This window comes from Streptomyces sp. NPDC005262 (genome assembly GCF_042872425.1).
Lineage (GTDB): Bacteria > Actinomycetota > Actinomycetes > Streptomycetales > Streptomycetaceae > Streptomyces.
On sequence record NZ_JBIAKK010000001.1, the window covers coordinates 948,014 to 970,440 of the forward strand.

The following is a 22,427-nucleotide window of genomic DNA, read 5'->3' on the forward strand; positions in this document are numbered from 1 at the left end:
TCCCGAGCCGCCGCCCCGAGGGAGGTCCAGTTCAGTGACCAGCCAGGTCAGTAGCCCAGCCGACCAGGCCGATGAGGCCAACGACGCCGATCAGGCCAGTGAGGCTGTTCTCGGGGAGCAGCGAGCCCCCCGGTCCGCAGCACCGGGCGCCGACGGGAAAGAGATCCGCCGCCTGGACCGGGTGATCATTCGCTTCGCGGGTGACTCCGGAGACGGCATGCAGCTCACAGGTGACCGGTTCACCTCCGAGACGGCGTCGTTCGGGAACGACCTGTCGACGCTGCCGAACTTCCCGGCCGAGATCCGGGCCCCCGCAGGCACCCTGCCGGGCGTCTCGTCGTTCCAGTTGCACTTCGCCGACCATGACATCCTCACGCCGGGCGACGCACCGAACGTGCTGGTCGCGATGAACCCCGCGGCGCTGAAGGCGAACATCGCCGATGTGCCGCGCGGCGCCGAAATCATCGTCAACACGGATGAGTTCACCAAGCGCCCGATGGCGAAGGTGGGCTACGAGACCAGCCCCCTGGAGGACGGCTCGCTGCAGGCGTACAACGTCCATCCGGTGCCACTGACGACGCTGACGATCGAGGCGCTCAAGGAGTTCGGGCTCTCCCGCAAGGAGGCCGAGCGTTCGAAGAACATGTTCGCGCTCGGGCTGCTCTCCTGGATGTACCACCGGCCGACCGACGGCACCGAGGCGTTCCTGCGGGCGAAGTTCGCCAAGAAACCGCAGATCGCCGAGGCGAACGTGGCCGCGTTCCGGGCGGGCTGGAATTTCGGTGAGACGACCGAGGACTTCGCGGTCAGCTACGAGGTGGCGCCCGCGTCGCACACCTTCCCCACCGGTACGTACCGGAACATCTCCGGGAACCTCGCCCTGTCGTACGGGCTGATCGCCGCGAGCCGGCAGGCGGATCTGCCGCTCTACCTGGGCTCGTACCCGATCACCCCGGCCTCCGACATCCTGCACGAGCTCAGCAAGCACAAGAACTTCGGCGTCCGCACCTTCCAGGCGGAGGACGAGATCGCGGGCATCGGCGCCGCGCTCGGCGCGGCGTTCGGCGGCTCGCTCGCCGTGACGACGACGTCCGGGCCCGGTGTGGCCCTGAAGTCGGAGACCATCGGTCTCGCCGTCTCGCTCGAACTGCCGCTGCTCGTCATCGACATCCAGCGCGGTGGCCCGTCCACCGGTCTGCCCACCAAGACCGAGCAGGCGGACCTGCTCCAGGCGATGTACGGGCGCAACGGCGAGGCCCCGGTGCCGATCGTGGCACCGAGGACCCCGGCCGACTGCTTCGACGCCGCGATCGACGCGGCCCGGATCGCACTGACGTACCGCACACCGGTCTTCCTGCTCTCGGACGGCTATCTGGCCAACGGCTCCGAGCCGTGGCGGATCCCGGACATCGACGAACTTCCGGACCTGCGCGTGCAGTTCGCCACCGGGCCCAACCATGAGCTGGCCGACGGCACCGAGGTGTTCTGGCCGTACAAGCGCGACCCGCACACCCTGGCCCGCCCGTGGGCCGTTCCCGGCACTCCCGGTCTCGAACACCGCATCGGCGGCATCGAGAAGCAGGACGGCACCGGCAACATCTCGTACGACCCGGCGAACCACGATTTCATGGTCCGCACCCGCCAGGCGAAGGTCGACGGCATCGAGGTCCCCGACCTGGAGGTCGACGACCCGGCCGGCGCCCGGACCCTGGTCCTGGGCTGGGGCTCCACGTACGGCCCGATCACCGCCGCCGTCCGCCGGCTGCGCGCGGGCGGGCATCCGATCGCCCAGGCCCATCTGCGCCACCTCAACCCGTTCCCGAGGAATCTCGGCGAGGTGTTGAAGCGTTACGACAAGGTGGTCGTCCCGGAGATGAACCTCGGCCAGCTGGCTACGCTCGTCCGGGCGAAGTATCTGGTCGACGCGCACAGTTACAACCAGGTCAACGGCATGCCGTTCAAGGCCGAGCAGCTCGCGACAGCTCTCAAGGAGGCCATCGATGCCTAACACCGACCAGGCACTGCCTACGGGGCTCCCCGCCCTGCAGTTGGTGCCCAAGGCCGAGGCCAGGCAGTCCATGAAGGACTTCAAGTCCGACCAGGAAGTGCGCTGGTGCCCCGGTTGCGGTGACTACGCGGTCCTCGCCGCCGTGCAGGGCTTCATGCCCGAGCTCGGCCTGGCGAAGGAGAACATCGTCTTCGTCTCCGGCATCGGCTGCTCCTCCCGGTTCCCGTACTACATGAACACGTACGGGATGCACTCGATCCACGGCCGCGCCCCGGCCATCGCCACCGGCTTGGCCTCCTCGCGGCGCGACCTGTCCGTCTGGGTCGTCACGGGTGACGGCGACGCGCTGTCCATCGGCGGCAACCACCTGATCCATGCGCTGCGCCGCAATGTGAACCTGAAGATCCTGCTGTTCAACAACCGGATCTACGGGCTCACCAAGGGCCAGTACTCACCGACGAGCGAGGTCGGCAAGATCACCAAGTCGACGCCGATGGGCTCGCTCGACGCCCCCTTCAACCCGGTGTCGCTGGCCCTCGGCGCGGAGGCGTCGTTCGTCGCCCGCACCGTGGACTCCGACCGCAAGCACCTCACGAGCGTGCTGCGCGAGGCGGCGGCCCACCCCGGTACGGCGCTGGTGGAGATCTACCAGAACTGCAACATCTTCAACGATGGCGCGTTCGAGGTCCTCAAGGACAAGGACCAGGCCGAGAACGCGGTGATCCGGCTGGAGCACGGGCAGCCGATCCGCTTCGGCACCGGGCAGTCCAAGGGTGTCGTACGCGACCCGGCCACCGGTGACCTCAAGGTCGTCGAGGTCACCGCGGAGAACGAGTCGCAGGTCCTGATCCACGACGCGCACGCCGCCAGCCCCACCACGGCGTTCGCGCTGTCCCGGCTCGCCGACCCCGACACCCTGCACCAGACCCCGATCGGGGTGCTGCGCAGCGTGGAGCGTCCGGTCTACGACACGCAGATGGCCGAGCAGCTCGACACCGCGATCGAGCAGAACGGCAAGGGCGACCTGGCCGCGCTGCTCGCCGGTAACGACAACTGGACGGTCATCGGGTAGCGCCCTGCCCTCGGATCGGCGCACGAGCCGGCAGGACCCGGATGAAAGGCGCCGGGACGCGGACGGGCACACCGTACGGGTGCCGGACCGGGGAGTCTTCACCGCTCCCGGTCCGGCACCCGTTCTCATGTGCCCATGGCCCTGGACCGTCCCGCGTACCGCGTCAAACGGCATCTGCTCGGCAAGCCCCTCACCACCGAGCGCATCAGCGACGAGAAACTGAGCAACCGGACGGCGCTCGGGGTACTCGCCTCCGACTGCATCAGTTCGTCCGCGTACGGCTCCGAGGAGATGCTGCGGGTCCTCGTGCCCGTCGTCGGCGCGGCGGCCTTCACCCTGCTCATGCCGGTGACCGGCGCGATCCTGTTCGTCCTGCTGCTCCTGACGCTCTGTTACAGCGATGTCGTCATGATCTACACCCGGGCGGGCGGTTCGTACGTCGTCGCACGGGAGAACTTCGGGCCGAACATCGCGCAGATCGCCTCCGTGGCCCTGCTCGTCGACTACATCGTGACCGTCGCCGTCCAGGTCTCGGCCGGCACGAACGCCCTCATCTCGCTGGCCCATCTGATCGGCGGCGGCTGGACCGGCCTGGACCATCTGCAGCTGCCGGTCTCCGTAGCGGTGATCGTGCTGCTCGCGTACGGGAATCTGCGTGGCATCCGCGAGGCCGGCCGGACCTTCGCACTGCCCGCCTATCTCTTCATGGCCGCGGTCGGTCTGGTGCTGGTCGTCGCCGGGGCGCGCGGGCTGACGGGCGGGCTGCCGCACGCCGATCTGCACGCGCCGGGGGTGGTGCCGCTGGGCACGCCGGGCAACGGCTGGCTCTACGGCGCCTCGCTCTTCATCGTGCTGCGGTCCTTCGCCAACGGCGGCTCGTCGCTCACCGGACTCGAAGCGATCTCCAACGGCATCTCCGCGTTCCGCGAGCCGCAGGGCCGCAACGCCCGCCGCACGCTCATCACCATGAGCTGTGTACTCGGCGTCCTCGTCCTCGGCGTCTCCACCCTGGCGCATTTCACGCACGCCGTCCCGTACACCGACGGCACGCCGACCGTCATCGCACAGGAGGCCCATCTCGCCTTCGGCAGCGGACCGTTGGGGATGGTCGGGCTGACCTTCGTGCAGCTGGCGACCGCCCTGGTCCTCTATACGGGTGCCAACACGCCCTTCACCGGCTTCCCGTTCCTCGCCAGCTTCGTGGCCGCGGACCGGTTCCTGCCGCGGGTGCTGACCCGGCGCGGGCACCGGCTGGCGTTCTCCAACGGAATCATCGCGCTGACCGTCGTCTCGCTGGCGCTGCTGCTGGTCACCGGCGCCAGCGTGGACAAGCTCGTGGCGCTGTACGCGATCGGTGTGTTCACCGCGTTCACCATGGCCGGGTCCGGCCTCACCGCGTACCACCTGCGCCGCCGCGAGCCCTACCGCCGGGTGAAGATCGCGGTCAACGCGCTGGCCGCGGTCATCTCGGCCGCCGTGGTGCTGATCTTCGCCATCACCAAATTCACCGAGGGCGCCTGGCTGGTCGTGGTGGTCTTTCCGCTCGGCGTCTGGGCGCTGACGCGGATCAACCGCGAGTACCGGCGCGAGGCCGCCGCGCTCCAGAGCATCCAGGCTCCGGGCGCCGACCGGCCACGGGTCCGGCGCCATCTGGTCTTCGTCCTCGTCGACACACTCGACCTGGCGACGCTGAAGGCGCTGCGGTACGCCCATGAGCTGCGGCCGGACGAGATCCGGGCGGTGCACTTCTCGATCGACGAGGCACACGGCAGACGGCTGGCATCCCGCTGGGAGGCGACGGCCGCGACGTCCGTGTCGCTGGAGCTGGTGGCGTGCCCGGACCGGCGGCTGCGTCACGCGATGAAGGAGCTCGCGACCCGGACCACGGCCGACGGGCAGACCTCGCTGACGGTGCTCGTACCGCGGCGGCTGTATTCCAACGCGCTCGGGAAGATCCTTCACCGGGGCACCGGCGAGGCGATGGCCATCGCGCTGGAGCAGCTGCCGCACGTGGCGGTGACGATCCTGCCGTTCGACGTCTCGCGCGCGCTGCGGGCGCTGGCGGAGGGGCGGGCCCCTCAACCCGACTGAGCGCCACCTGCCCCTGGAACCGACCGCCCGCGAGCCGCCTCAGCCCGGCTGGTCGGGCGTCGCCTTCCGCGCGTCGTACGACTCACGGGCCGCGTGTACGGCGTCGAGGCGCCGCTCGGTCCAGCGCGCCAGCCCCCACACCTGCTCGGCGGCCTCCTTGCCCAGCTCGGTGAGCGTGTAGTCCACCCGTGGCGGGATCACCGGCTTGGCGTCCCGGTGCACGAATCCGTCCCGCTCCAGTGTCTGGAGGGTCTGGGCCAGCATCTTCTCGCTGACGCCGCCGACCTCGCGGCGCAGTTCGCTGAACCGGTACGAGCGCTCCAGCAGCGCCGCGAGGACGAGGACGCCCCAGCGGCTGGTGACGTGTTCGAGCACCAGCCGGGAGGGGCACATCTGCCGGTTCACATTCGGCATCCTGCTTACGCTCATACCAGTACCTTACTTCAGAGTGGGTACTTTCCCTCAGTTAGTGCTGCCCATAAGGTGAGCGACAGAGAACCCGAACGAGGACCAGAGCGCCCAAAGAGGAGAAACCCCCCATGAGCATCGTCGTCACCGGAGCCACCGGAGAGCTCGGCCGTCTCGTCATCGACGAGCTGCTGGCCACCGTGCCCGCGAGCGGGATCGCCGCCGTCGTCCGCAACAAGGAGAAGGCCGCCGGCCTGGCCGCCCGCGGCGTCGAGCTGCGGATCGCCGACTACGACCGGCCCGAGACCCTCAGCGACGCCTTCAAGGCCGGGGACCGGGTCCTGCTCATCTCCGGCAACGAGGTCGGCAGGCGCGTGCCGCAGCACACCGCCGTCATCGGAGCGGCCAAGGCGGCGGGCGTCGCACAGCTCGCGTACACCGGCGTGCTGGGCGGCCCCGACGCCGACTTCCGGCTGGCCGCCGAGCACAAGGTCACCGAGCGGCTGATCCTCGACTCGGGCCTGCCCCACACCTTCCTGCGCAACGGCTGGTACACCGAGAACTACACGGCGAACCTCGCCCCCGCCCTGGCACACGGCGCCGTCGTCTCCAACGCGGGCGAGGGCCGGGTCGCCTCCGCCACGCGCGCCGACTACGCGGCCGCGGCAGCCGCCGCGCTGACCGGCGAGGGCCACCTCGGCAAGGCCTACGAGCTGAGCGGCGATGTCGCCTGGTCGCTCGCCGAGTACGCGGCCGAGGTGTCGGAGGCCACCGGCAAGGAGATCGCGTACAACGACGTCCCCGCCGCCGTGCACCAGGAGATCCTGGTCGGCGCCGGCCTGCCCGAGGACTTCGCGGCGATCCTGGTCGACGTCGACGAGGCGATCGCGCGCGGGCTGCTCGCCGGGACCAACGGCGACCTGGCCCGCCTGATCGGCCGCCCGACGACGCCGCTCGCCGAGACGGTGGCCGCCGCGGTCGCCGCCGCGTAGGGCGTTCCTCGACCGGGCCCGGCCCGGCGTCATGACCGTATCGCAATACGGGTATGACACCGGGCCCTCGTGGCGTTACCGTCGTGCAGTTGGCGGTGCAGCCGAATGGCTGACGCGGAGGATGCCGGGAGGGCCCGTGGCGGGGACAAATGAACAGCGGGCGGGCTTGCTGTCCGGCTTCGGCGCGTACGGCCTGTGGGGCCTGGTCCCCCTCTTCTGGCCGCTGCTGAAGCCGTCCGGGGCGATCGAGATCCTCGCCCACCGCATGGTCTGGTCGCTCGCCGTCGTCGGCCTCGCGCTGCTCGCGCTGCGCCGCTGGGCATGGATCGGCGAGCTGGTACGGCAGCCGAAGAAGCTGGGACTGATCGCGATCGCCGCGGCCGTCATCACCGTCAACTGGGGTCTGTACATCTGGTCGGTGAACAACGGCCATGTCGTCGAGGCGTCACTCGGCTACTTCATCAACCCTCTGGTGACCATCGCCATGGGCGTCCTGCTTCTCGGCGAACGGCTGCGCCCGGTGCAGTGGGTGGCGGTCGGCACCGGCGTCGCGGCGGTGCTGGTGCTGGCGATCGGATACGGGCGTCCGCCGTGGATCTCGTTGACCCTGGCGTTCTCCTTCGCGACGTACGGCCTGGTGAAGAAGAAGGTCAACATGGGCGGCCTGGAGTCGCTCAGCGCGGAGACCGCCGTGCTGTTCGTGCCAGCGCTCGGGTATCTGCTGTGGCTCGGGGCGCAGGGCGACGCGACGTTCGTGTCCGCGGGTGCGGGCCATGCGGCGCTGCTCGCCGCGACGGGTGTCGTGACGGCCGCACCCCTGGTCCTGTTCGGGGCCGCGGCGATCCGCGTACCGCTCTCCACACTGGGCCTGCTCCAGTATCTGGCTCCGGTCTTCCAGTTCGGCCTCGGCATCCTGTACTTCCACGAGGCGATGCCGCCGGAGCGGTGGGCCGGGTTCGCGCTGGTGTGGCTGGCGCTCACGCTGCTGACGTGGGACGCGTTCCGGACTGCGCGGCGGACGAGGACGCAGGCGGCGCAGCTCGCCGCGTCGTCGCGGCCGCAGCCCCCGTCGCAGCGCCTTCCGCAGGAGCTTCCGGCGGACGGGGACCCTTCCCCGTACGCAGCCCAAGGGCAGTGATCGGCGCACCGGGCGTCACCGGTGGGCCGGATCGTGGTTGCGCGCGCCGCCCGCGAAGCCGGGGTGACCACGGCCGACAATCAAATGTGACTCGGTTGCTTTTTTAACTCCGTTGCGTTTTCCTGGATGTCCACGGAAACGCAATCGAGGAGTGCCCATGACCGCATCCCCGCCCCCGGCCGCCGTCCTGATCGTGGGGGCCGGACCGACGGGACTCACCCTGGCTTGCGACCTCGCCCGCCGCTCGGTCCCCGTACGGATCATCGACAAGTCCCCCGAGTTCCCGCGCAGCTCGCGGGCCAAGGGACCCAACCCCCGCTCCCTGGAGGTCCTGGCCGATCTCGGTGTCGTCGAGGCGATCATGGCCGCCGGCTCGGCGCCGCTGCCCATGCGCAAGTACCGGGACGGGGTGCCGGTCGCCGACGCCGACCCGTTCGCCGCATCGCGCCCGGCACCCGACGCCCCGTACGACCGGCCATGGATGATCGCCCAGTGGAAGCTGGAGGAGATCCTGCGGTCCCGCCTCGCGGAGTACGGCGTGCAGGTGGAGCTGTCCGCCGAGGTGACGGGGCTGAGGGAGGGACCGGACTCGGTGACCGCGTCGGTCGCCGACGGCAGGGACATCGAGGCGCGTTACGTGGTGGGCTGCGACGGCGGCCACAGTGCGGTACGGAAACTCCTCGGCATCCCGTTCGAAGGGCGGACGAACGAGGAGCAGATGATGGTCTGCGGCGACGTCGAGGCGGACGGCCTCGACCGCGGCTACTGGCATCAGTGGTTCGACGAGGACGGCGCCGTGATGCTGTGCCCGATCCCGGGTACGCCGTCGGGCTGGTGGTTCCAGGCGGGACCCGAGACCGATGCCTCGGGAGCACCCGTCCCCCCGTCGCTGGAGAGCTTCCGCCGGCTCTTCGCCCGGCACACCGGACTGCCGGCCACCCACCTGTCGAACGCCACCTTGCTGTCCACGTACCGGGTCAATGTCCGCATGGTCGACCGCTACCGGGTGGGCCGCGCGTTCCTGGCCGGCGACGCCGCGCACGTGCACTCGGTGGCGGGCGGCCTGGGCATGAACACCGGGATCCAGGACGCGTTCAACCTGGGCTGGAAACTCGCGCTGGTCATCGGCGGACAGGCAGGACCGGCCCTGCTCGACACCTACGAGGAGGAGCGGCTGCCGGTCGCCTCCTGGACGCTGGACATCACCTCCGAGCGGCTGCGGGCGACACTCGAAGCGATCAAGGAGCCGGGCGGCGGGCTGGACGCGGCGGCCACCCCGGAGACCACCGGCCTGAGCCGCGGCTACCGCTGGAGCTCCCTCTCCGACGACGGCACGGGCAAGAACTCCACCGGTCCGCTTCGGGCTGGAGACCGCGCTCCTGACGCCCCCTGCCGCAAGAACGCGACCGGCGCACCGATCCGCCTGTTCGACGCATTCGCCGGACCGCACTTCACCCTGCTGGGCTTCGGCGCGGGCACGGCCGGGGCGCTGCGGGAGGCGACCGCGAAGTACGGCGACGCGTTGCGGGCGTACGCGCTGGACCCGGCGAACACGGACGGCCTGGCCGACGACGAGGGCCATGCCCACTCGGCGTACGGGATCGTGCCGGGTGAGGACACCCTCGTCCTGGTCCGGCCCGACAACCACGTGGGTCTGATCGCTCCGGCCACGGACGGCCGGGCCGTGGTGGACTACCTCGACCGGCCGGCGTGAGTCAGCAGCCCCTGCGCAGCGGAGTGAAGGACAGCTTGGCGCCCTCCTTGAGCTCGGTGGCCTTGCGGTAGACGTCCGACTCGACCTCGTACCAGACGTCGTCCTTGGCGGCGTTGCCGCCGACGTTGTCGAGTTCGACGCACCAGCGCGCCCGGCGCACGACACGGGTGTAGCGCGTGGTGCCCTGCTGGACCTTCTTGCAGTCCTTGTACGAGTCGTCGGTGTACCAGGTCCGGGTCCTCTTCCGGCGGCCTGTGCCGCTGGTGGAGGTGTGCTTGACCTTCCTGACACGGGTCGTGCAGCGCTTGACCATCCGCGGCCGGGTGCCCGTGGTGGTCCTCCGCGTGACGTGGCGGGTGTCGTCGCGCAGTCCCGAGACGGTCCGGTCGGCCGGGCTCGGCACGGCGCCGTCGACCACCCCCGAGCCGACGGAACCCGTGGGCACAGCGTGGCCGCCGGGACTGCCGTGCTCGTCGGGGCTGCTGCCGCAGGCGGTGAGCACGGCGGCCAGGAGGACGGCGGCGAGGACCGGGCGCATACGGATCCGGGCCGTCGAGGTCCTGACGGACCGTATGGACTGGCTGCTGTCGGGCGGGTTGGTCACGTGGCGCCTGTTCTGGACGGCGGGGCAGTGGGGACTGTTGTCACCACTGGCTGACCTGCGCGAAGGTACCTCACGGCCGACGGCGTGGGGCGTCGCGGGTAACGGTCCGGGCCGCCGGCCGGGGCGCAGGCGTCCCGAGCGCCGGGCAGTGGCCAACCTCCGGAGAGAGGAGCGCAGTTCACGGGCGCACGCCGGTGCACCGCCGCTCACCGTGAGATCCGTCCGAGCCGGGGCCGGCTCTCCCCCGCCATCCGCACCGGACCGGCGGGGGCGTGCAGCACGTCGTACCGCGGATATCTGCCGTGACAGCCGGCAGGGAGCGGCTCCAGGCACAGAAGGCCGGGGCCGGAGCGATCCGGCCGCCCTTCGGAGGCGTGAAGTACCGTTCCCGGCGCGCCGGTTGCCGACTCTCTCAGGTAACCACTACGAACGGTTTCCATGACCCTGCACTGGAAGCTAGTCATCGATGCCACGGACCCGCACGCCCAGGCCGACTTCTGGGCCCTGACACTCGACTATCCGGTCGAGGACCACAGCGCGCTGATCGAGCGGCTGCTCACCCTCGGAGTCGTATCGGAGGAGGCCACCGTGGAGTCGCACGGCCGCCGGGCCTGGCGGGACCTCGCGGCGGTACGGCACCCGGACGATCCGTACGAGGAGGAGAGCGGCACGGGCCTCGGGCGCCGGCTGCTGTTCCAGCGCGTTCCGGAAACGAAGTCGGGGAAGAACCGGCTCCATCTGGACGTGCACGCCGGCCCGGGACGACGTGACGCCGAGGCAGCGCGGCTGGAGGGTCTGGGGGCGACACGACTGCACAAGGTGGAGGAGCCGGGGGGCACCTGGTGGGTGATGGCCGATCCGGAGGGCAACGAGTTCTGCGTGCAGTGACGCGGCGGGTCCGGGCCTCCCGCTCTGCGCGGTTCCTCCGGCTATGCCCCTGCCGGGTCGCCGCCGCGCGCCGAAACCCGGACCGTCCGCGCAGGTCAGGGCCGTACGGCAGGAAGCGGATCTCCCTAGGCTTGGCACATGCCCATCCCACCCGCATATGCCCTCGTCGCGACGGACCTGGACGGCACCCTGCTGCGCCACGACGACACCGTCAGCCCCCGCTCCCGTGCCGCGCTCGCCCTGGCCGCGGCGGCGGGGGCGCCCCATCTCGTGGTCACAGGGCGGCCGGTGCCGGGAATACGGAACCTGCTCGCGGAGCTGGACTACCGGGGTCTCGCGGTCTGCGGCCAGGGCACACAGCTGTACGACGCCGGAACCGGGCGCATGGTGCACGCGGCCACGCTGGACCGGGACCTGGCCGACACCGCGCTCGGCAAGATCGAGGCCCAGGTGGGTCCGGTCTTCGCCGCCGTGGACCAGGACGGGCCCGAGGGCCGGACACTGATCGAGCCGGGCTATCTGATGCCGCATCCGGCTCTCCCCGCCCAGCGGACAGGCCACCGGGGCGAGTTGTGGGCCACCCCGATCGTCAAGGTCCTCGTCCGCCACCCCGAGCTCACGGACGACGCGCTGGCCGCCGCGGCCCGCGCCGTCGTCGGCGACCTGGCCACCGTCACACTGTCCGGCCCCGGCACGGTCGAACTCCAGCCGTACGGCATCGACAAGGGCACCGGGCTCGCGCTGGCCGCGGAGGCCCTGGGCGTGGATCCGGCCGCCACGATCGCGTTCGGCGACATGCCCAACGATCTGCCGATGTTCCGCCGGTCCGGGTACGGGGTCGCGATGGCCGACGCCCATCCGGACCTGCGTGCGGCGGCGGACGAGGTGACGGCGTCGAACGGGGACGACGGGGTCGCGGTCGTGCTGGAGCGCGTGTTCGGCTGAGCCGCAACCCGGAGCGGCAACCGTGCGGCGCCGGAACGACGTCGGCCGGCGGAGGCGGGGCGCGAACCCGTTCCCAAAACTATATGCACACGCATATAGTGCAGGCGCACACAGTCACAGCACGCAACCGTTCACGGGGGACCAGCCATGATCGCTCGCACGTTCCTGTTCCTGCTCGGCAGCAGCCGCACCGACGGCAACACCGAGGAGCTCGCACGGCTCGCCGCCGAACAGCTGCCGCCCGAGGCCGAGCAGCGCTGGCTGAACCTGAACGAACTGACGCTCCCCGACTTCGAGGACCTGCGGCACGACGGTGACGGCCGCTACCCCGCCCCCACCGGGAACGCCGCCACCCTGCTGGACGCGACGCTCGGCGCGACCGATCTGGTGCTCGCGTCACCGCTGTACTGGTACGCCATGTCCACCTCCACCAAGCGGTATCTGGACCACTGGTCGGGGTGGATGCGGGTGCCCGGCCTCGACTTCAAGCAGCGGATGGGCGGGCGGACCCTGTGGGGCGTGACGGCGCTGGCGACGTCCGACCGCAGCGTCGCCGAGCCGGCGACGGGGACGCTGCGGACCATCGCCTCGTACATGCGGATGGAGTGGGGCGGGATGCTGCTGGGAGTCGGCACCCGGCCCGGTGACGTACTGGGCGACACGGCAGCCGTCACCCGCGCCAAGACCTTCTTCGGCTGACGGCTCCTCACCTCACGGTTCCGGAGCACCCACCGCCCGGAGCACGTGCGTGACCAGTGCCGCGACCGTCGCCTCGTCCTGGCTCGGTTTGCGCAGTACATGGCGGTAGTAGACCGGTCCGTAGAGCATCTCCACGGCCAGCGGCAGATCCGCGCCCGGCGGGATCTGGCCCTGCTCCTGGGCCCGGCGCAGCCGGGCCACCGCCGCGGCGAAGCGGGGTTCGATCAGCTGGGTCCGTACCGTTTCGGCGAGTTGGTCGTCGTGGTGGAGTTCGGAGAGTATCCCGGCGTAAGCCGGGCCGAACGGCGGCGTGGAGAGCAGTCTCACCGCGCCTGTCACATGGGTACGGATGTCGGCGGCGATGTCGCCCGTGTCGACGAACGGCGTGGCGTCGACCAGCGCCTCCGTGAACGCCTCCAGCAGCACCGCGCTCTTCGACGGCCACCAGCGGTAGATCGTCTTCTTGCTGACGCCCGCCCGGGACGCGATCGCCTCGATGGTGACGCGGCCGTACCCCTTCTCCGTGCACAGTGCGAGGGCTGCGTCCAGGGTCGCCCGTCGTGATCGCTCGCTACGGCGCAGTGAACTCGGCGATGTGATCATTCCGTGAGCATAGGGGTGTCGAGTCCAATCCTTGTTGACAGGGCGTCGTCAGAAGTCGAACAATACAGAGGCGGAAACGGAACGTAGCGTGTCGTTCCTGCTGTTCGCACCGTTCGTGCCGTTCGTGCCGCGACGAGCCGATCGGGGGACGGCTCGCCCGGCCGACGGCACGGGCGGAACCGCGAACCCCCCGTCGCTCAGGCCGTGATGTCCTTCGCTGTGAAGCGCGCCCAGGCGGCCGAGCCGAACACCGCCGCGTACAGCCCCTGCAGCCCCAGGTTCTTGACCACGTCGTCCCAGTAGACGGGGTCGCGCAGCAGGTCCGCGAAGGACAGCCAGTAGTGCGGGAACAGATACGGGTGCATACCGCTCAGCTGCGGGATCGAGTCCAGGATCTGCACCGTGATCAGCACCCCGACCGTCGTGGCCATCGCCGCGATCCCGCTGCCGGTCAGCGTCGAGATGAACAGCCCGAGCGCCGCGAACCCGATGAGCGACGCCGCCACCGCCACCGCGATCAGCCCGGCCCGCAGCAGCCCCTCACCGAAGCCGATCTGCGTCCCGGAGATCGTCGTGACCTCGCCGACCGGGAACAGCAACGCCCCGACGGCCAGTGCCGACGCCGCCACGACCACCGTCGCGACCAGGCAGAACACCAGCGTGGAGGCGTACTTGGCGAGCAGCAGCCGGGTCCGGCCCGCGGGCGCGACCAGCAGATAGCGCAGGGTGCCCGCACCGGCCTCGCCCGCGATCGAGTCCCCCGCGACCACGCCGACGGCCATCGGGAGGAAGACCGGCAGGGTCACCGAGAGGGCGGCGAAGACCAGGAACAGGCCGTTGTTGGTCACCTGGGAGAGGAACGCCGGACCGCCGCCCCCGCCCGGGCCGGCCGACGAGCCGTCGCCCGTCTCGATCCTCACCGCGATCCCGATCAGTACGGGGACGGCGGCCAGCACCCCGAGAAGCGCGAGCGTGCGCCAGCGGCGCAGCGTCGTGGTCAGTTCGGAGCGGAGGATCCCGAAGGTCCACAGCGGGTTGCGGGACCGGACCGCCCCCACCGGTCCGACCGTTTCAGCCTGCGACATCGAAACCCTCTCCGGTGAGTGCGACAAAGGCGTCCTCGAGCGAGGCCCGCTCGACGCCGAACGACCGTACGCGCACCCCGCCGCGGACCAGCGCCCCGTTCAGGTCCGCCAGTTCGACGTCGGCCGGCGGGGCCTCGGCGCTCACCCGGTCACCGTCGGCGGTGATGCCGGTGACGCCGAGCTCCTTGAGGATGCGGGCGGCGTCGCCCGCATCGGGGGTGGTGACCGTGAGCCGGCCACGGGTGCCCGCCGCGAGGTCGGCCACCGGGCCCTGGGTGATCAGCCGGCCCCGGGCCATCACCGCGGCGTGCGTACAGACCTGCTCGATCTCGTCGAGGAGGTGAGAGGAGAGGAAGACGGTGGTGCCGTCCGCCGCCAGTTCCCGGACCAGGGCGCGGATCTCGCGCATCCCCTGCGGGTCCAGTCCGTTGGTCGGCTCGTCCAGGACGAGGAGGCGGCGCGGCTGGAGCAGGGCGGCGGCCAGGCCGAGGCGCTGCTTCATGCCCAGCGAGTACGCCTTCGCCTTCTTGCCTGCCGCCGCGCCGAGCCCGACCCGGTCCAGCGCGGTCGCGACCCGGGCCCGGCGGGTGCGCGGATCGGCGGTCGGGTCGGCGGAGTCGTACCGTACGAGATTGTCCCGGCCGGTCAGGAACCCGTACAGCGCGGGCCCTTCGATCAGCGCTCCGACCTGCGGGAGTACGGTGCGGGCAGCGCGCGGCATGGGGTGGCCGAGGACCCGGGCGGTGCCGGACGTCGGGTCGATGAGGCCCATCAGCATCCGGATCGTGGTGGTCTTCCCGGAGCCGTTGGGCCCGAGGAAGCCGAAGACGCTGCCGGCCGGGACGCTGAGGTCGAGGCCGTCGACGGCGAGCTGGCCGCCGCGGTACCGCTTGGTGAGACCGCGGGTCTCGATCACGGCCGATCCGGTCCGGGGCACCACCTCGGACTCGATCATGGCGCCGGTCTCTGTCATGCGTGACTCCCCATGGGTCGGATGACCGACCGCCCCGCCGTACGGTGCGTACGGCGGGGCGGTCGCGCGGTGCGGGATGTGCGGACCGCCCGGGCAGTACGGGTGGTGCCGGGGCGTCAGTTGGCGCTGTCGGCCGCCCTGACGAGCGCGTCCTTGGTGACCAGCCCGACGTAGACCTTGCCGTCGTCCGTCATCAGTGCGTTGACCAGGCGGGTCTTGAAGACCGTGCCCGAGCCGAACTTTCCGGTGACCTTGTCGCCGAACGAGTCCAGGAACTGCTGTGCCGCAGGCGGCACATCGCCGGACTTCGGCGACGTCGGGACCGGCCGGCCGCCCGGCGCCTCGATCTCCGCGACCGCGCTCCAGCCCTCACCGATCACCTTCACCCCCTTGCCGCCGGCCAGGCCGTCCAGCCCGGCCGGTCCACCCGGCCCCTTGAACTCCGGTGCCTGCTTACCGGCTTGCCGCTGCGCCTTCGCGTCGTCGGCCTCGGTCACCTTGGCGCCCTTCGGCGGGGTGAACGTGAACGAGGAGGCGGCGGGCTTCGCGAAGTCGACGCCGGTGAACCCGGCGTCGATCACGGCCTTGCCGCCGCTGCTCGGGGAGAGTGTGAACTTCAGCGGTACGCCGTTCTTCGCGTCGACCGCGACCGTGATCGCGCCGATCGTCGAGCCGCTCTGCTTGGGCTTGATGACCAGCTTGTACGCGTCACGTCCGGCGACCTGAGCCGTGCCGTCGACCGTCACCGACGTGGTGGGGCCGGCCATCTTCAGCGCCTCTTCGGCGAACGCCTTCGGCGTGGCCGGCACGCCGTCCGGGACCGTGGCCTCGCCGCGCTTCCCCGCGTGGCCCGAAGCCTTGTCGCCGGTCGCGTGGTACGCCTCGTTGGACTTGCTGTCGTACGCCCAGACCTGGTCCCCGTTGCGGATCACGCTGTACTCGGCGGCGCTGTCCAGTATCGAGACGCGCTGCTTGTCGGGGCCGTCGGTGGCCACCCGCAGCGTGTGCGTGCCGGAGGCGAGCTCCGTCATCTTCTCCTGCGGGTCGGCGCTCGAACCGCCGTGCGCTCCGTCGCCCTGCGCCAGCGAGCCGGCGAGCCCGCCCAGCGAGGGGATGCCGAGGTCCGTGCTGATCTTCACCGTGCCGGAGAGCTGCTCGGTGTCCGAGGCGGCGATCTTCTCGATGAGCTGCTGCGCGGTGATCTTCGGCAGATCGGGGTCACCGGAGTCCGCGAGCGCCGGGACCAGCCCGATCGTCGCGGCCGCCACCCCCGCCACCGCGACCGGGACCACGTAGCGCGCCGCCCTGCGGCGGCCGGCCATGGTGCCGCCGGCCTCGTCCGCGGCGTTGCCGGTGGTCTCTGCGCTGTCGTTCGGTGCCATGTGTGCCCTACCTCCGTGGTCGGCGGCTTCCGTCCGGATGCACTCGTCCACTCCGTGCCGCCATTCTCACCCGTTTTGGTCAGGAGTGGTTGTTCTCCATCTGACCAAATTCGAGGTGTCGAAGCGTCAGCCCGCGGGAGCAACTCCGCATACCTCTGCGGTATGACACCACCCGGCCGGGCCTTCCCCGACCCGTAGGGGTCGGGGTGCACAGCACGCCTGCCGGGGGTCAGCCCGCGCGGTGCACCACCGCGTCGCACAGCTCTTCCAGCGCGGCCTTCGCATAGCACTCGGGCAGCGGCGCCAGCGTCGCCCGCGCCTCCTCGGTCCACCGGATGGTGTCCCGCCGGGCCTGCTCCAGCGCCGGGTGCGCGCGCAGCCGGCAGAGCGCCTCGGCGAGCCGGTCGTCGTCGCTGAGGTCGCCGTCCAGCAGCTCCAGCAGCTCCAGGTCCTCCGGCTTACCGTCGGCCGCCGCCTGCGCCCGCAGGTGCAGCACGGGGAGCGTCGGGATGCCTTCACGCAGGTCCGTGCCGGGGGTCTTGCCGGACTCGTGGGAGTCGGAGGCGATGTCGAGTACGTCGTCGGCGAGCTGGAAGGCGACGCCGAGCCGCTCCCCGTACTGGGTGAGGATGTCGACGGCCGACTCGTCGGCGCCGGCCATCATCGCGCCGAACCGGCAGGCCACGGCGATCAGCGAGCCGGTCTTGCCGCGCATCACGTCCAGGTAGTGCTCGACCGGGTCGCGGCCGTCGCGCGGCCCCGCGGTCTCCAGGATCTGGCCGGTGACCAGGCGCTCGAACGCCTCCGCCTGGATGCGCACGGCCTCCGGACCGAGGTCGGCCAGTATGTGCGAGGCGCGGGCGAAGAGGAAGTCGCCGGTCAGCACGGCCACCGAGTTGCCCCAGCGGGTGTTGGCGCTGTCGACGCCGCGGCGTACGTTCGCCTCGTCCATGACGTCGTCGTGGTAGAGCGTGGCGAGGTGCGTCAGCTCGACGACCACGGCGGACGGCACGACACCTGGCGCGTCCGCGTCACCGAACTGGGCGGACAGCATCGCCAGCAGCGGCCGGAAACGCTTGCCTCCGGCCCGTACGAGATGCTGCGCAGCCTCTGTGATGAAGGGGACGTCGCTCTTGGTGGCATCGAGCAGCCCCGCCTCGACAGCTGCCAAACCGGTCTGGACATCGGCCTCAAGAGCCTGGTCCCGCACGCTCAGTCCGAACGGCCCGACGACGGTCACGAGGGGATCTCCTGTCTGCTGACGATCACACGGAATGTCGATGTGTCGCTGTCATCACTCAAGTCAGCGTATCCGGTCCCCTTTGGATCACCGTGGGCGCCTTCCCGCCACCGCCGGTATGTTCGGCTTGTCCAGGAGCCCCGCGCAGCCGAACGGGCCCGGCCGCCTCCCGGCGACGCCCGGGCCCTTTCCGGCCGTCCGGAGGCTAACGCCCCGGTCCGGCTGAGAACTCCGGGTGGCCGCCGCCGTCGGGATGACGCCCGGCCCGGTCCGGTACGTGCCGTCCGGCGTCACCTGGCCGGGCGCAGCCACGACGCCGGGTTCCCCGTCGCCCCGGAGTCGCGCCGTACGGCCGGTCGTCGGCGGTGCGGTCCAGGCCACCCGCCGGCGCCGCCGCCCGAACGCCCCATACCCCCCGCCCACCGAGGTACGCCATGCACATCCGCACCCGGTTCCCCTACGACACCGCCCACGAGGATGTCTGGATCCCGCTGCCGGACGGCACACGGCTGTACGCCCGGATCTGGCGGCCGGTCACCGGCGACCCCGTACCGGCGCTCCTGGAGTACCTGCCGTACCGGCTGAGCGACTGGACGGCGCCGCGCGACCGGCAGCGCCACCCCTGGTACGCGGGCCACGGCTACGCCTCCGTACGCGTCGATGCCCGTGGGCACGGCAACAGTGAGGGGCTGCCGGGGGACGCGTACGACGCGACCGGGCCGGCCGACGGGGTCGCCGTCGTCCACTGGCTGGCCGGGCAGGAGTGGTGCTCCGGCCGGATCGGCATGTTCGGCATCTCCTGGGGCGGCTCCGTCTCGCTGCGGATCGCCGCGCTCGCCCCCGAGCCGCTGAAGGCGATCGTCACGGTCTGCTCGACCGACGACCGCTACGACAACGACGCGCACTACATGGGCGGCTCGGTCCTCGCCGTCGGCATGCACGCCCGGGCGGCCACCACGCTGGCCTTCGCAGCCCGGCCACCGGACCCGGCGCACGTCGGCGACGGCTGGAAGGCCATGTGGCTCAAGCGGCTCGAAGCGGTCGGCCCGCCCGTCCACACCTGGCTGGCGCACCGGACCCGCGACGCCTACTGGGCCCACGGCAGCGTCTGCGAGGACTACTCCGCCATCGAGGCGCACGTGCTCGCCGTGGGCGGCTGGCACGACCCGTACCGCGACACCGTGCTGCGGCTCGTCGCACACCTCGACCCGGCGAAGGTGCGCGGACTGATCGGACCGTGGTCGCACCAGTACCCGGACCGCGGCCTGCCGCCGGGGCCGTCGATCGGCTTCCTCCAGGAGACGCTGCGCTGGTGGGACCAGCATCTGAAGGGTGAGGAGACCGGTGTCATGTCCGAGCCACTGCTGCGGTCCTGGATCAGTGAGTCGCACCGGCCCGCGACGGTGTACGAGACGCTTCCCGGCCGGTGGGCCGGCGACACCGGCTGGCCGTCGAAGAACGTCGCGACGGTCGTGTACGCCCTCCGGGGCGGCCCGCAGACCGTGCGCTCGCCGCAGCAGACCGGGCTGGACGCCGGGCGCTTCGTCCCGTTCGGCAATGACGCCGATCTGCCGCCCGACCAGCGGGACGAGGACGCCAAGTCGGTCTCGTTCGAGTTCCCGGTCGAGGACGCACCCCTCGAGATCCTGGGCCGCCCTCGGGTGAAGCTCCGGATCCGGATGGACGTACCGCGCGGCCAGGCGATCGTCCGGCTCTGCGACGTCGCACCCGACGGGGCCTCCACGCTCGTCACCCGCGGCGTCCTCAACCTGTCCGCGCGGCACGGCCGCGACCGGTCCGACGACTGGACGCCCGGCGCGACCGAGGACGTCACCTTCGAGCTGAACGGCATCGGGCACGCCTTCGCGCCCGGCCACCGGATCAGGCTCGCCGTCTCGTCCTCGTACTGGCCGTGGATCTGGCCGCAGGCCGGTTCGGCGGGGTTCACCCTGGACGCGGACGGCAGCCTCCTCGAACTTCCGGTGCGCCACCGCACCGAGGAACCCTCGATCACATTCGAGGAGGCGGAGCAGGCTGAGCCGCTCCTCGTCGTCCTCCCGGTGACGCTCGACGAGCCGCGCCCCGAGCGCCTGGTGGTCCGCGATGTCGCCAAGGGTGAATGGCGGCTGGAGGTCGACCCGCGCTACGGCGGCACACACGTTCACCCGGACGGCCTCGAATTCACCGAGGAGGGGGTGGATGTGTACACGATCCAGGAGAACGACCCGCTGTCGGCGCGCACCCGCTCCGACTGGACGATCAGGCTTCACCGGCCGGAGACGGCCTGGGACGTGAGGATCGAGACGCGGTCCGAGATCAGTGGGGACGAGCACGACTTCCTCACCTCCGACGAGATGGTGTGCAAGGACGGCGATGAGATCGTCTTCCACCGCACCTGGGTGAAGCGGATCCCCCGCACGGCGAGATGAACCACCGCCGCACCCCGTCCGACGTGGGGGTATGGCGGAACTTTCCGGGAATGCGGCGAAGTTGGGACACTGCCGCACGGTGGCCACACCGACGTAACGTGTCCCCCAAGCGACCTGGAAAGCGAGGCAGCACCACATGCCCGAGCAGAGCAGCCCGCTCGATCTGGCCGAGGGCGATCCCTTCGGTCCGCACAACCTTCCGTACGGCGTGTTCTCCACGACCGGCCACCCCGCCGAGCGCCGGGTAGGTGTCCGCATCGGCAACCACGTGCTGGACGCCGGAGCCGCGGCACATGCGCTCGGCTCGCCCTACGCGCAGCTCCTCGCCCAGCCGGACCTGACCGCGCTGCTGTCGGCCGGCCGCACCGCCTGGCGGGACGTCCGGCGGGCGCTGACCGCGTGGGTGACGGTCCCGGCACACCGTGCGGACATCGAGCCGCTGCTGCATCCCGTCGAGTCGGTGACGCTCCATCTGCCGTACCAGGTCGCGGACTACGTCGACTTCTACGCGAGCGAGAACCACGCCACCAACGTCGGAAGGATCTTCCGCCCGGACGGCGACCCGCTCACCCCCAACTGGAAGCACCTCCCGATCGGCTACCACGGCCGGTCCGGCACCGTCGTCGTCTCCGGTACCGATGTGGTGCGCCCCGCCGGCCAGCGCAAGGCACCCTCCGACCGCGCCCCGGTCTTCGGCCCCTCGGTCAAGCTGGACATCGAGGCCGAGGTCGGCTTCCTCGTCGGCGTGGGTTCCGAGCAGGGCCGGCCGGTCGAGCTCGGCGACTTCCGTGACCACGTGTTCGGGCTCTCACTGCTCAACGACTGGTCGGCGCGGGACATCCAGGCTTGGGAGTACGTCCCGCTGGGCCCGTTCCTCGGCAAGTCCTTCGCCACGTCCGTATCGGCGTGGGTGACCCCGCTCGAAGCCCTGGAATCGGCCCGGATCGCACCGCCCGCCCGGGACTTCCCGCTCCTCCCCTATCTGGAGGACGGAGGCGAGGAGGAGCCCGACGGCCTCGACCTGCGGATCGCCGTCGCGATCAACGGACAGCTGGTCGCCGAGCCGCCGTTCGCCACCATGTACTGGACGGCGGCGCAGATGCTGGCGCACATGACGGTGAACGGCGCGTCCCTGCGTACCGGCGACCTGTACGGTTCCGGCACGGTCAGCGGCCCCGAGGCGGGCCAGCGTGGCTCACTGCTCGAACTCACCTGGAACGGACGCGACCCGCTGGACCTCCCGGACGGCAAGCGGACGTTCCTGGAGGACGGCGACACGGTGACGCTGACGGCCTGGGCGCCCGGCCCGCACGGCACGCGGGTGGGTCTCGGCGAAGTGACGGGCCGAATCGTGCCGGCGCCATGACCCCCGCTCACCCGGGACTCACGCTCCCCGAGGAACTGCTGCTGCTCGCACTGGACCCACAGCGGGGCAAGCCGTACTGCCGCAACCGCTTCCTGGAGTACGGGGTGGCGGGCGCGGTCCTCGCGGAGCTGGAGTTCCAGGGCCGGATCACCGAGCAGCTCGGGCGGATACGGGTGATCAACCAGCTGCCTCCCCAGGACCCGCTCCTCGCTCAGGTCCTGGGGAGTCTGCCGCCCCCGGACAAGGGCGGCTTCGCGGGCGGCGTCAGCGCGAAACGGTGGATCCGGCGGACCGGCCGGCACGTCGAGGAGCTGTGCCTGGACCACCTGGTCGACCGCGCGGTGCTGCGCAGGGAGACCCACCGCTTCCTCGGTCTGCTGCCGTACCACCGCCACCCGGCAGTGGCCCCGGACCTGCCTGCCTCGGTCCGGGAACGTTTCACGGCCGCCCGGACGGCCGGCTTCCCGGACCGGCGCAGCCGCACGCTGGCCGCGCTGGTCTCGGCGATCGGCCTGTCCGGCGCGGTGGCGCGGGGCGGCTGGAGGGCCCGTTCGGAGATGCGTGGCTTCATACGCGAGGAGTGGGCCGCGCACGCGGTGCACCGGAACGTCCGCCAGGACAAGGCGAACCGGAGCGGCGGGCGCGCGGGCGGCAGCGGAGACGGAGGCGGAGGCGGTGACGACTGACCGGGCGCGGGGCCGGCCGCGGCGTGGGGCGGTCGGCCGCAGCCGGGGCCGACCGTCTCCGGCGCGCACTCCGTGGACGGCCGCGAGGCTGTCCGCCACCGCCC

At 71.2% G+C, this 22,427-nt stretch carries 19 protein-coding genes; 12 read left to right on the top strand and 7 right to left on the bottom strand.

All coding sequences use genetic code 11. The features are described from left to right. Positions 1-34: 34 nt before the first annotated feature. The 3 genes from ACFYP5_RS04280 (at position 35) to ACFYP5_RS04290 (ending at position 5,171) form a co-directional block, all read left to right on the top strand. Positions 35-2,008, top strand: coding sequence for a 2-oxoacid:acceptor oxidoreductase subunit alpha (locus ACFYP5_RS04280; protein WP_389030225.1), 1,974 nt, complete (start codon positions 35-37; stop codon positions 2,006-2,008). Next, on the top strand, positions 2,001-3,080 hold the full coding sequence (locus ACFYP5_RS04285; RefSeq protein ID WP_389030228.1) for a 2-oxoacid:ferredoxin oxidoreductase subunit beta: 1,080 nt from the start codon (positions 2,001-2,003) through the stop codon (positions 3,078-3,080). The genes ACFYP5_RS04280 and ACFYP5_RS04285 overlap by 8 nt, the downstream gene beginning before the upstream one ends. Before the next feature lie 135 nt (positions 3,081-3,215). Then, positions 3,216-5,171, top strand: coding sequence for an APC family permease (locus ACFYP5_RS04290; protein WP_389030231.1), 1,956 nt, complete (start codon positions 3,216-3,218; stop codon positions 5,169-5,171). Positions 5,172-5,210: 39 nt separating this feature from the next. Here ACFYP5_RS04290 and ACFYP5_RS04295 read toward each other — a convergent pair whose 3' ends face one another. Continuing rightward, positions 5,211-5,600 (bottom strand): winged helix-turn-helix transcriptional regulator, encoded by a 390-nt coding sequence (locus ACFYP5_RS04295; protein WP_389030234.1) that lies wholly within the window; start codon positions 5,598-5,600, stop codon positions 5,211-5,213. Positions 5,601-5,710: 110 nt separating this feature from the next. Here ACFYP5_RS04295 and ACFYP5_RS04300 point away from each other — a divergent pair, with 110 nt between their 5' ends. The 3 genes from ACFYP5_RS04300 to ACFYP5_RS04310 all read left to right on the top strand — a co-directional run bounded on the left by ACFYP5_RS04300 (position 5,711) and on the right by ACFYP5_RS04310 (position 9,423). Then, positions 5,711-6,571 carry an SDR family oxidoreductase gene (locus ACFYP5_RS04300; protein WP_389030237.1) on the top strand — a complete coding sequence of 287 codons (861 nt, stop codon included), beginning with the start codon at positions 5,711-5,713 and terminating at the stop codon, positions 6,569-6,571. Between the two features lie 136 nt (positions 6,572-6,707). Further along, positions 6,708-7,709, top strand: coding sequence for an EamA family transporter RarD (gene rarD, locus ACFYP5_RS04305; RefSeq protein ID WP_389030240.1), 1,002 nt, complete (start codon positions 6,708-6,710; stop codon positions 7,707-7,709). A 157-nt stretch (positions 7,710-7,866) separates the two neighbouring features. Then, positions 7,867-9,423 carry an FAD-dependent monooxygenase gene (locus tag ACFYP5_RS04310; protein WP_389030243.1) on the top strand — a complete coding sequence of 519 codons (1,557 nt, stop codon included), beginning with the start codon at positions 7,867-7,869 and terminating at the stop codon, positions 9,421-9,423. 1 nt (position 9,424) lies between these two features. On the opposite strand, the gene ACFYP5_RS04315 is transcribed toward ACFYP5_RS04310, so the two are convergent. Beyond that, positions 9,425-10,027, bottom strand: coding sequence for a hypothetical protein (locus tag ACFYP5_RS04315; protein ID WP_389030245.1), 603 nt, complete (start codon positions 10,025-10,027; stop codon positions 9,425-9,427). 438 nt (positions 10,028-10,465) lie between these two features. Here ACFYP5_RS04315 and ACFYP5_RS04320 point away from each other — a divergent pair, with 438 nt between their 5' ends. The 3 genes from ACFYP5_RS04320 (at position 10,466) to ACFYP5_RS04330 (ending at position 12,559) form a co-directional block, all read left to right on the top strand. Next, entirely contained in the window at positions 10,466-10,915 is a 450-nt protein-coding gene (locus tag ACFYP5_RS04320) for a VOC family protein (RefSeq protein ID WP_389030248.1), read from the top strand. Positions 10,916-11,053: 138 nt separating this feature from the next. Continuing rightward, complete coding sequence (locus ACFYP5_RS04325) at positions 11,054-11,860, top strand: HAD family hydrolase (protein WP_389030251.1); 807 nt, start codon at positions 11,054-11,056, stop codon at positions 11,858-11,860. A 150-nt stretch (positions 11,861-12,010) separates the two neighbouring features. Next, positions 12,011-12,559 carry a flavodoxin family protein gene (locus ACFYP5_RS04330; protein WP_389030766.1) on the top strand — a complete coding sequence of 183 codons (549 nt, stop codon included), beginning with the start codon at positions 12,011-12,013 and terminating at the stop codon, positions 12,557-12,559. A 12-nt stretch (positions 12,560-12,571) separates the two neighbouring features. Here ACFYP5_RS04330 and ACFYP5_RS04335 read toward each other — a convergent pair whose 3' ends face one another. From ACFYP5_RS04335 to ACFYP5_RS04355, 5 genes are all read right to left on the bottom strand, one after another. After that, entirely contained in the window at positions 12,572-13,162 is a 591-nt protein-coding gene (locus tag ACFYP5_RS04335; RefSeq protein ID WP_389030254.1) for a TetR/AcrR family transcriptional regulator, read from the bottom strand. Between the two features lie 197 nt (positions 13,163-13,359). Then, positions 13,360-14,247, bottom strand: coding sequence for an ABC transporter permease (locus tag ACFYP5_RS04340; protein ID WP_389030257.1), 888 nt, complete (start codon positions 14,245-14,247; stop codon positions 13,360-13,362). Then, positions 14,234-15,220 (bottom strand): ATP-binding cassette domain-containing protein, encoded by a 987-nt coding sequence (locus tag ACFYP5_RS04345; protein WP_389030260.1) that lies wholly within the window; start codon positions 15,218-15,220, stop codon positions 14,234-14,236. The genes ACFYP5_RS04340 and ACFYP5_RS04345 overlap by 14 nt, the downstream gene beginning before the upstream one ends. Before the next feature lie 116 nt (positions 15,221-15,336). Further along, on the bottom strand, positions 15,337-16,602 hold the full coding sequence (locus tag ACFYP5_RS04350; RefSeq protein WP_389030262.1) for an outer membrane lipoprotein carrier protein LolA: 1,266 nt from the start codon (positions 16,600-16,602) through the stop codon (positions 15,337-15,339). 229 nt (positions 16,603-16,831) lie between these two features. Beyond that, positions 16,832-17,842 (bottom strand): polyprenyl synthetase family protein, encoded by a 1,011-nt coding sequence (locus tag ACFYP5_RS04355; RefSeq protein WP_389030264.1) that lies wholly within the window; start codon positions 17,840-17,842, stop codon positions 16,832-16,834. 434 nt (positions 17,843-18,276) lie between these two features. Here ACFYP5_RS04355 and ACFYP5_RS04360 point away from each other — a divergent pair, with 434 nt between their 5' ends. The 3 genes from ACFYP5_RS04360 (at position 18,277) to ACFYP5_RS04370 (ending at position 22,323) form a co-directional block, all read left to right on the top strand. After that, entirely contained in the window at positions 18,277-20,271 is a 1,995-nt protein-coding gene (locus tag ACFYP5_RS04360; RefSeq protein ID WP_389030267.1) for a CocE/NonD family hydrolase, read from the top strand. 136 nt (positions 20,272-20,407) lie between these two features. Continuing rightward, entirely contained in the window at positions 20,408-21,637 is a 1,230-nt protein-coding gene (gene fahA / locus ACFYP5_RS04365; RefSeq protein ID WP_389030270.1) for a fumarylacetoacetase, read from the top strand. Further along, positions 21,634-22,323 carry a GPP34 family phosphoprotein gene (locus ACFYP5_RS04370; RefSeq protein ID WP_389030273.1) on the top strand — a complete coding sequence of 230 codons (690 nt, stop codon included), beginning with the start codon at positions 21,634-21,636 and terminating at the stop codon, positions 22,321-22,323. Before fahA ends, ACFYP5_RS04370 begins: the two co-directional genes overlap by 4 nt. The last annotated feature ends 104 nt before the right edge of the window (positions 22,324-22,427 follow it).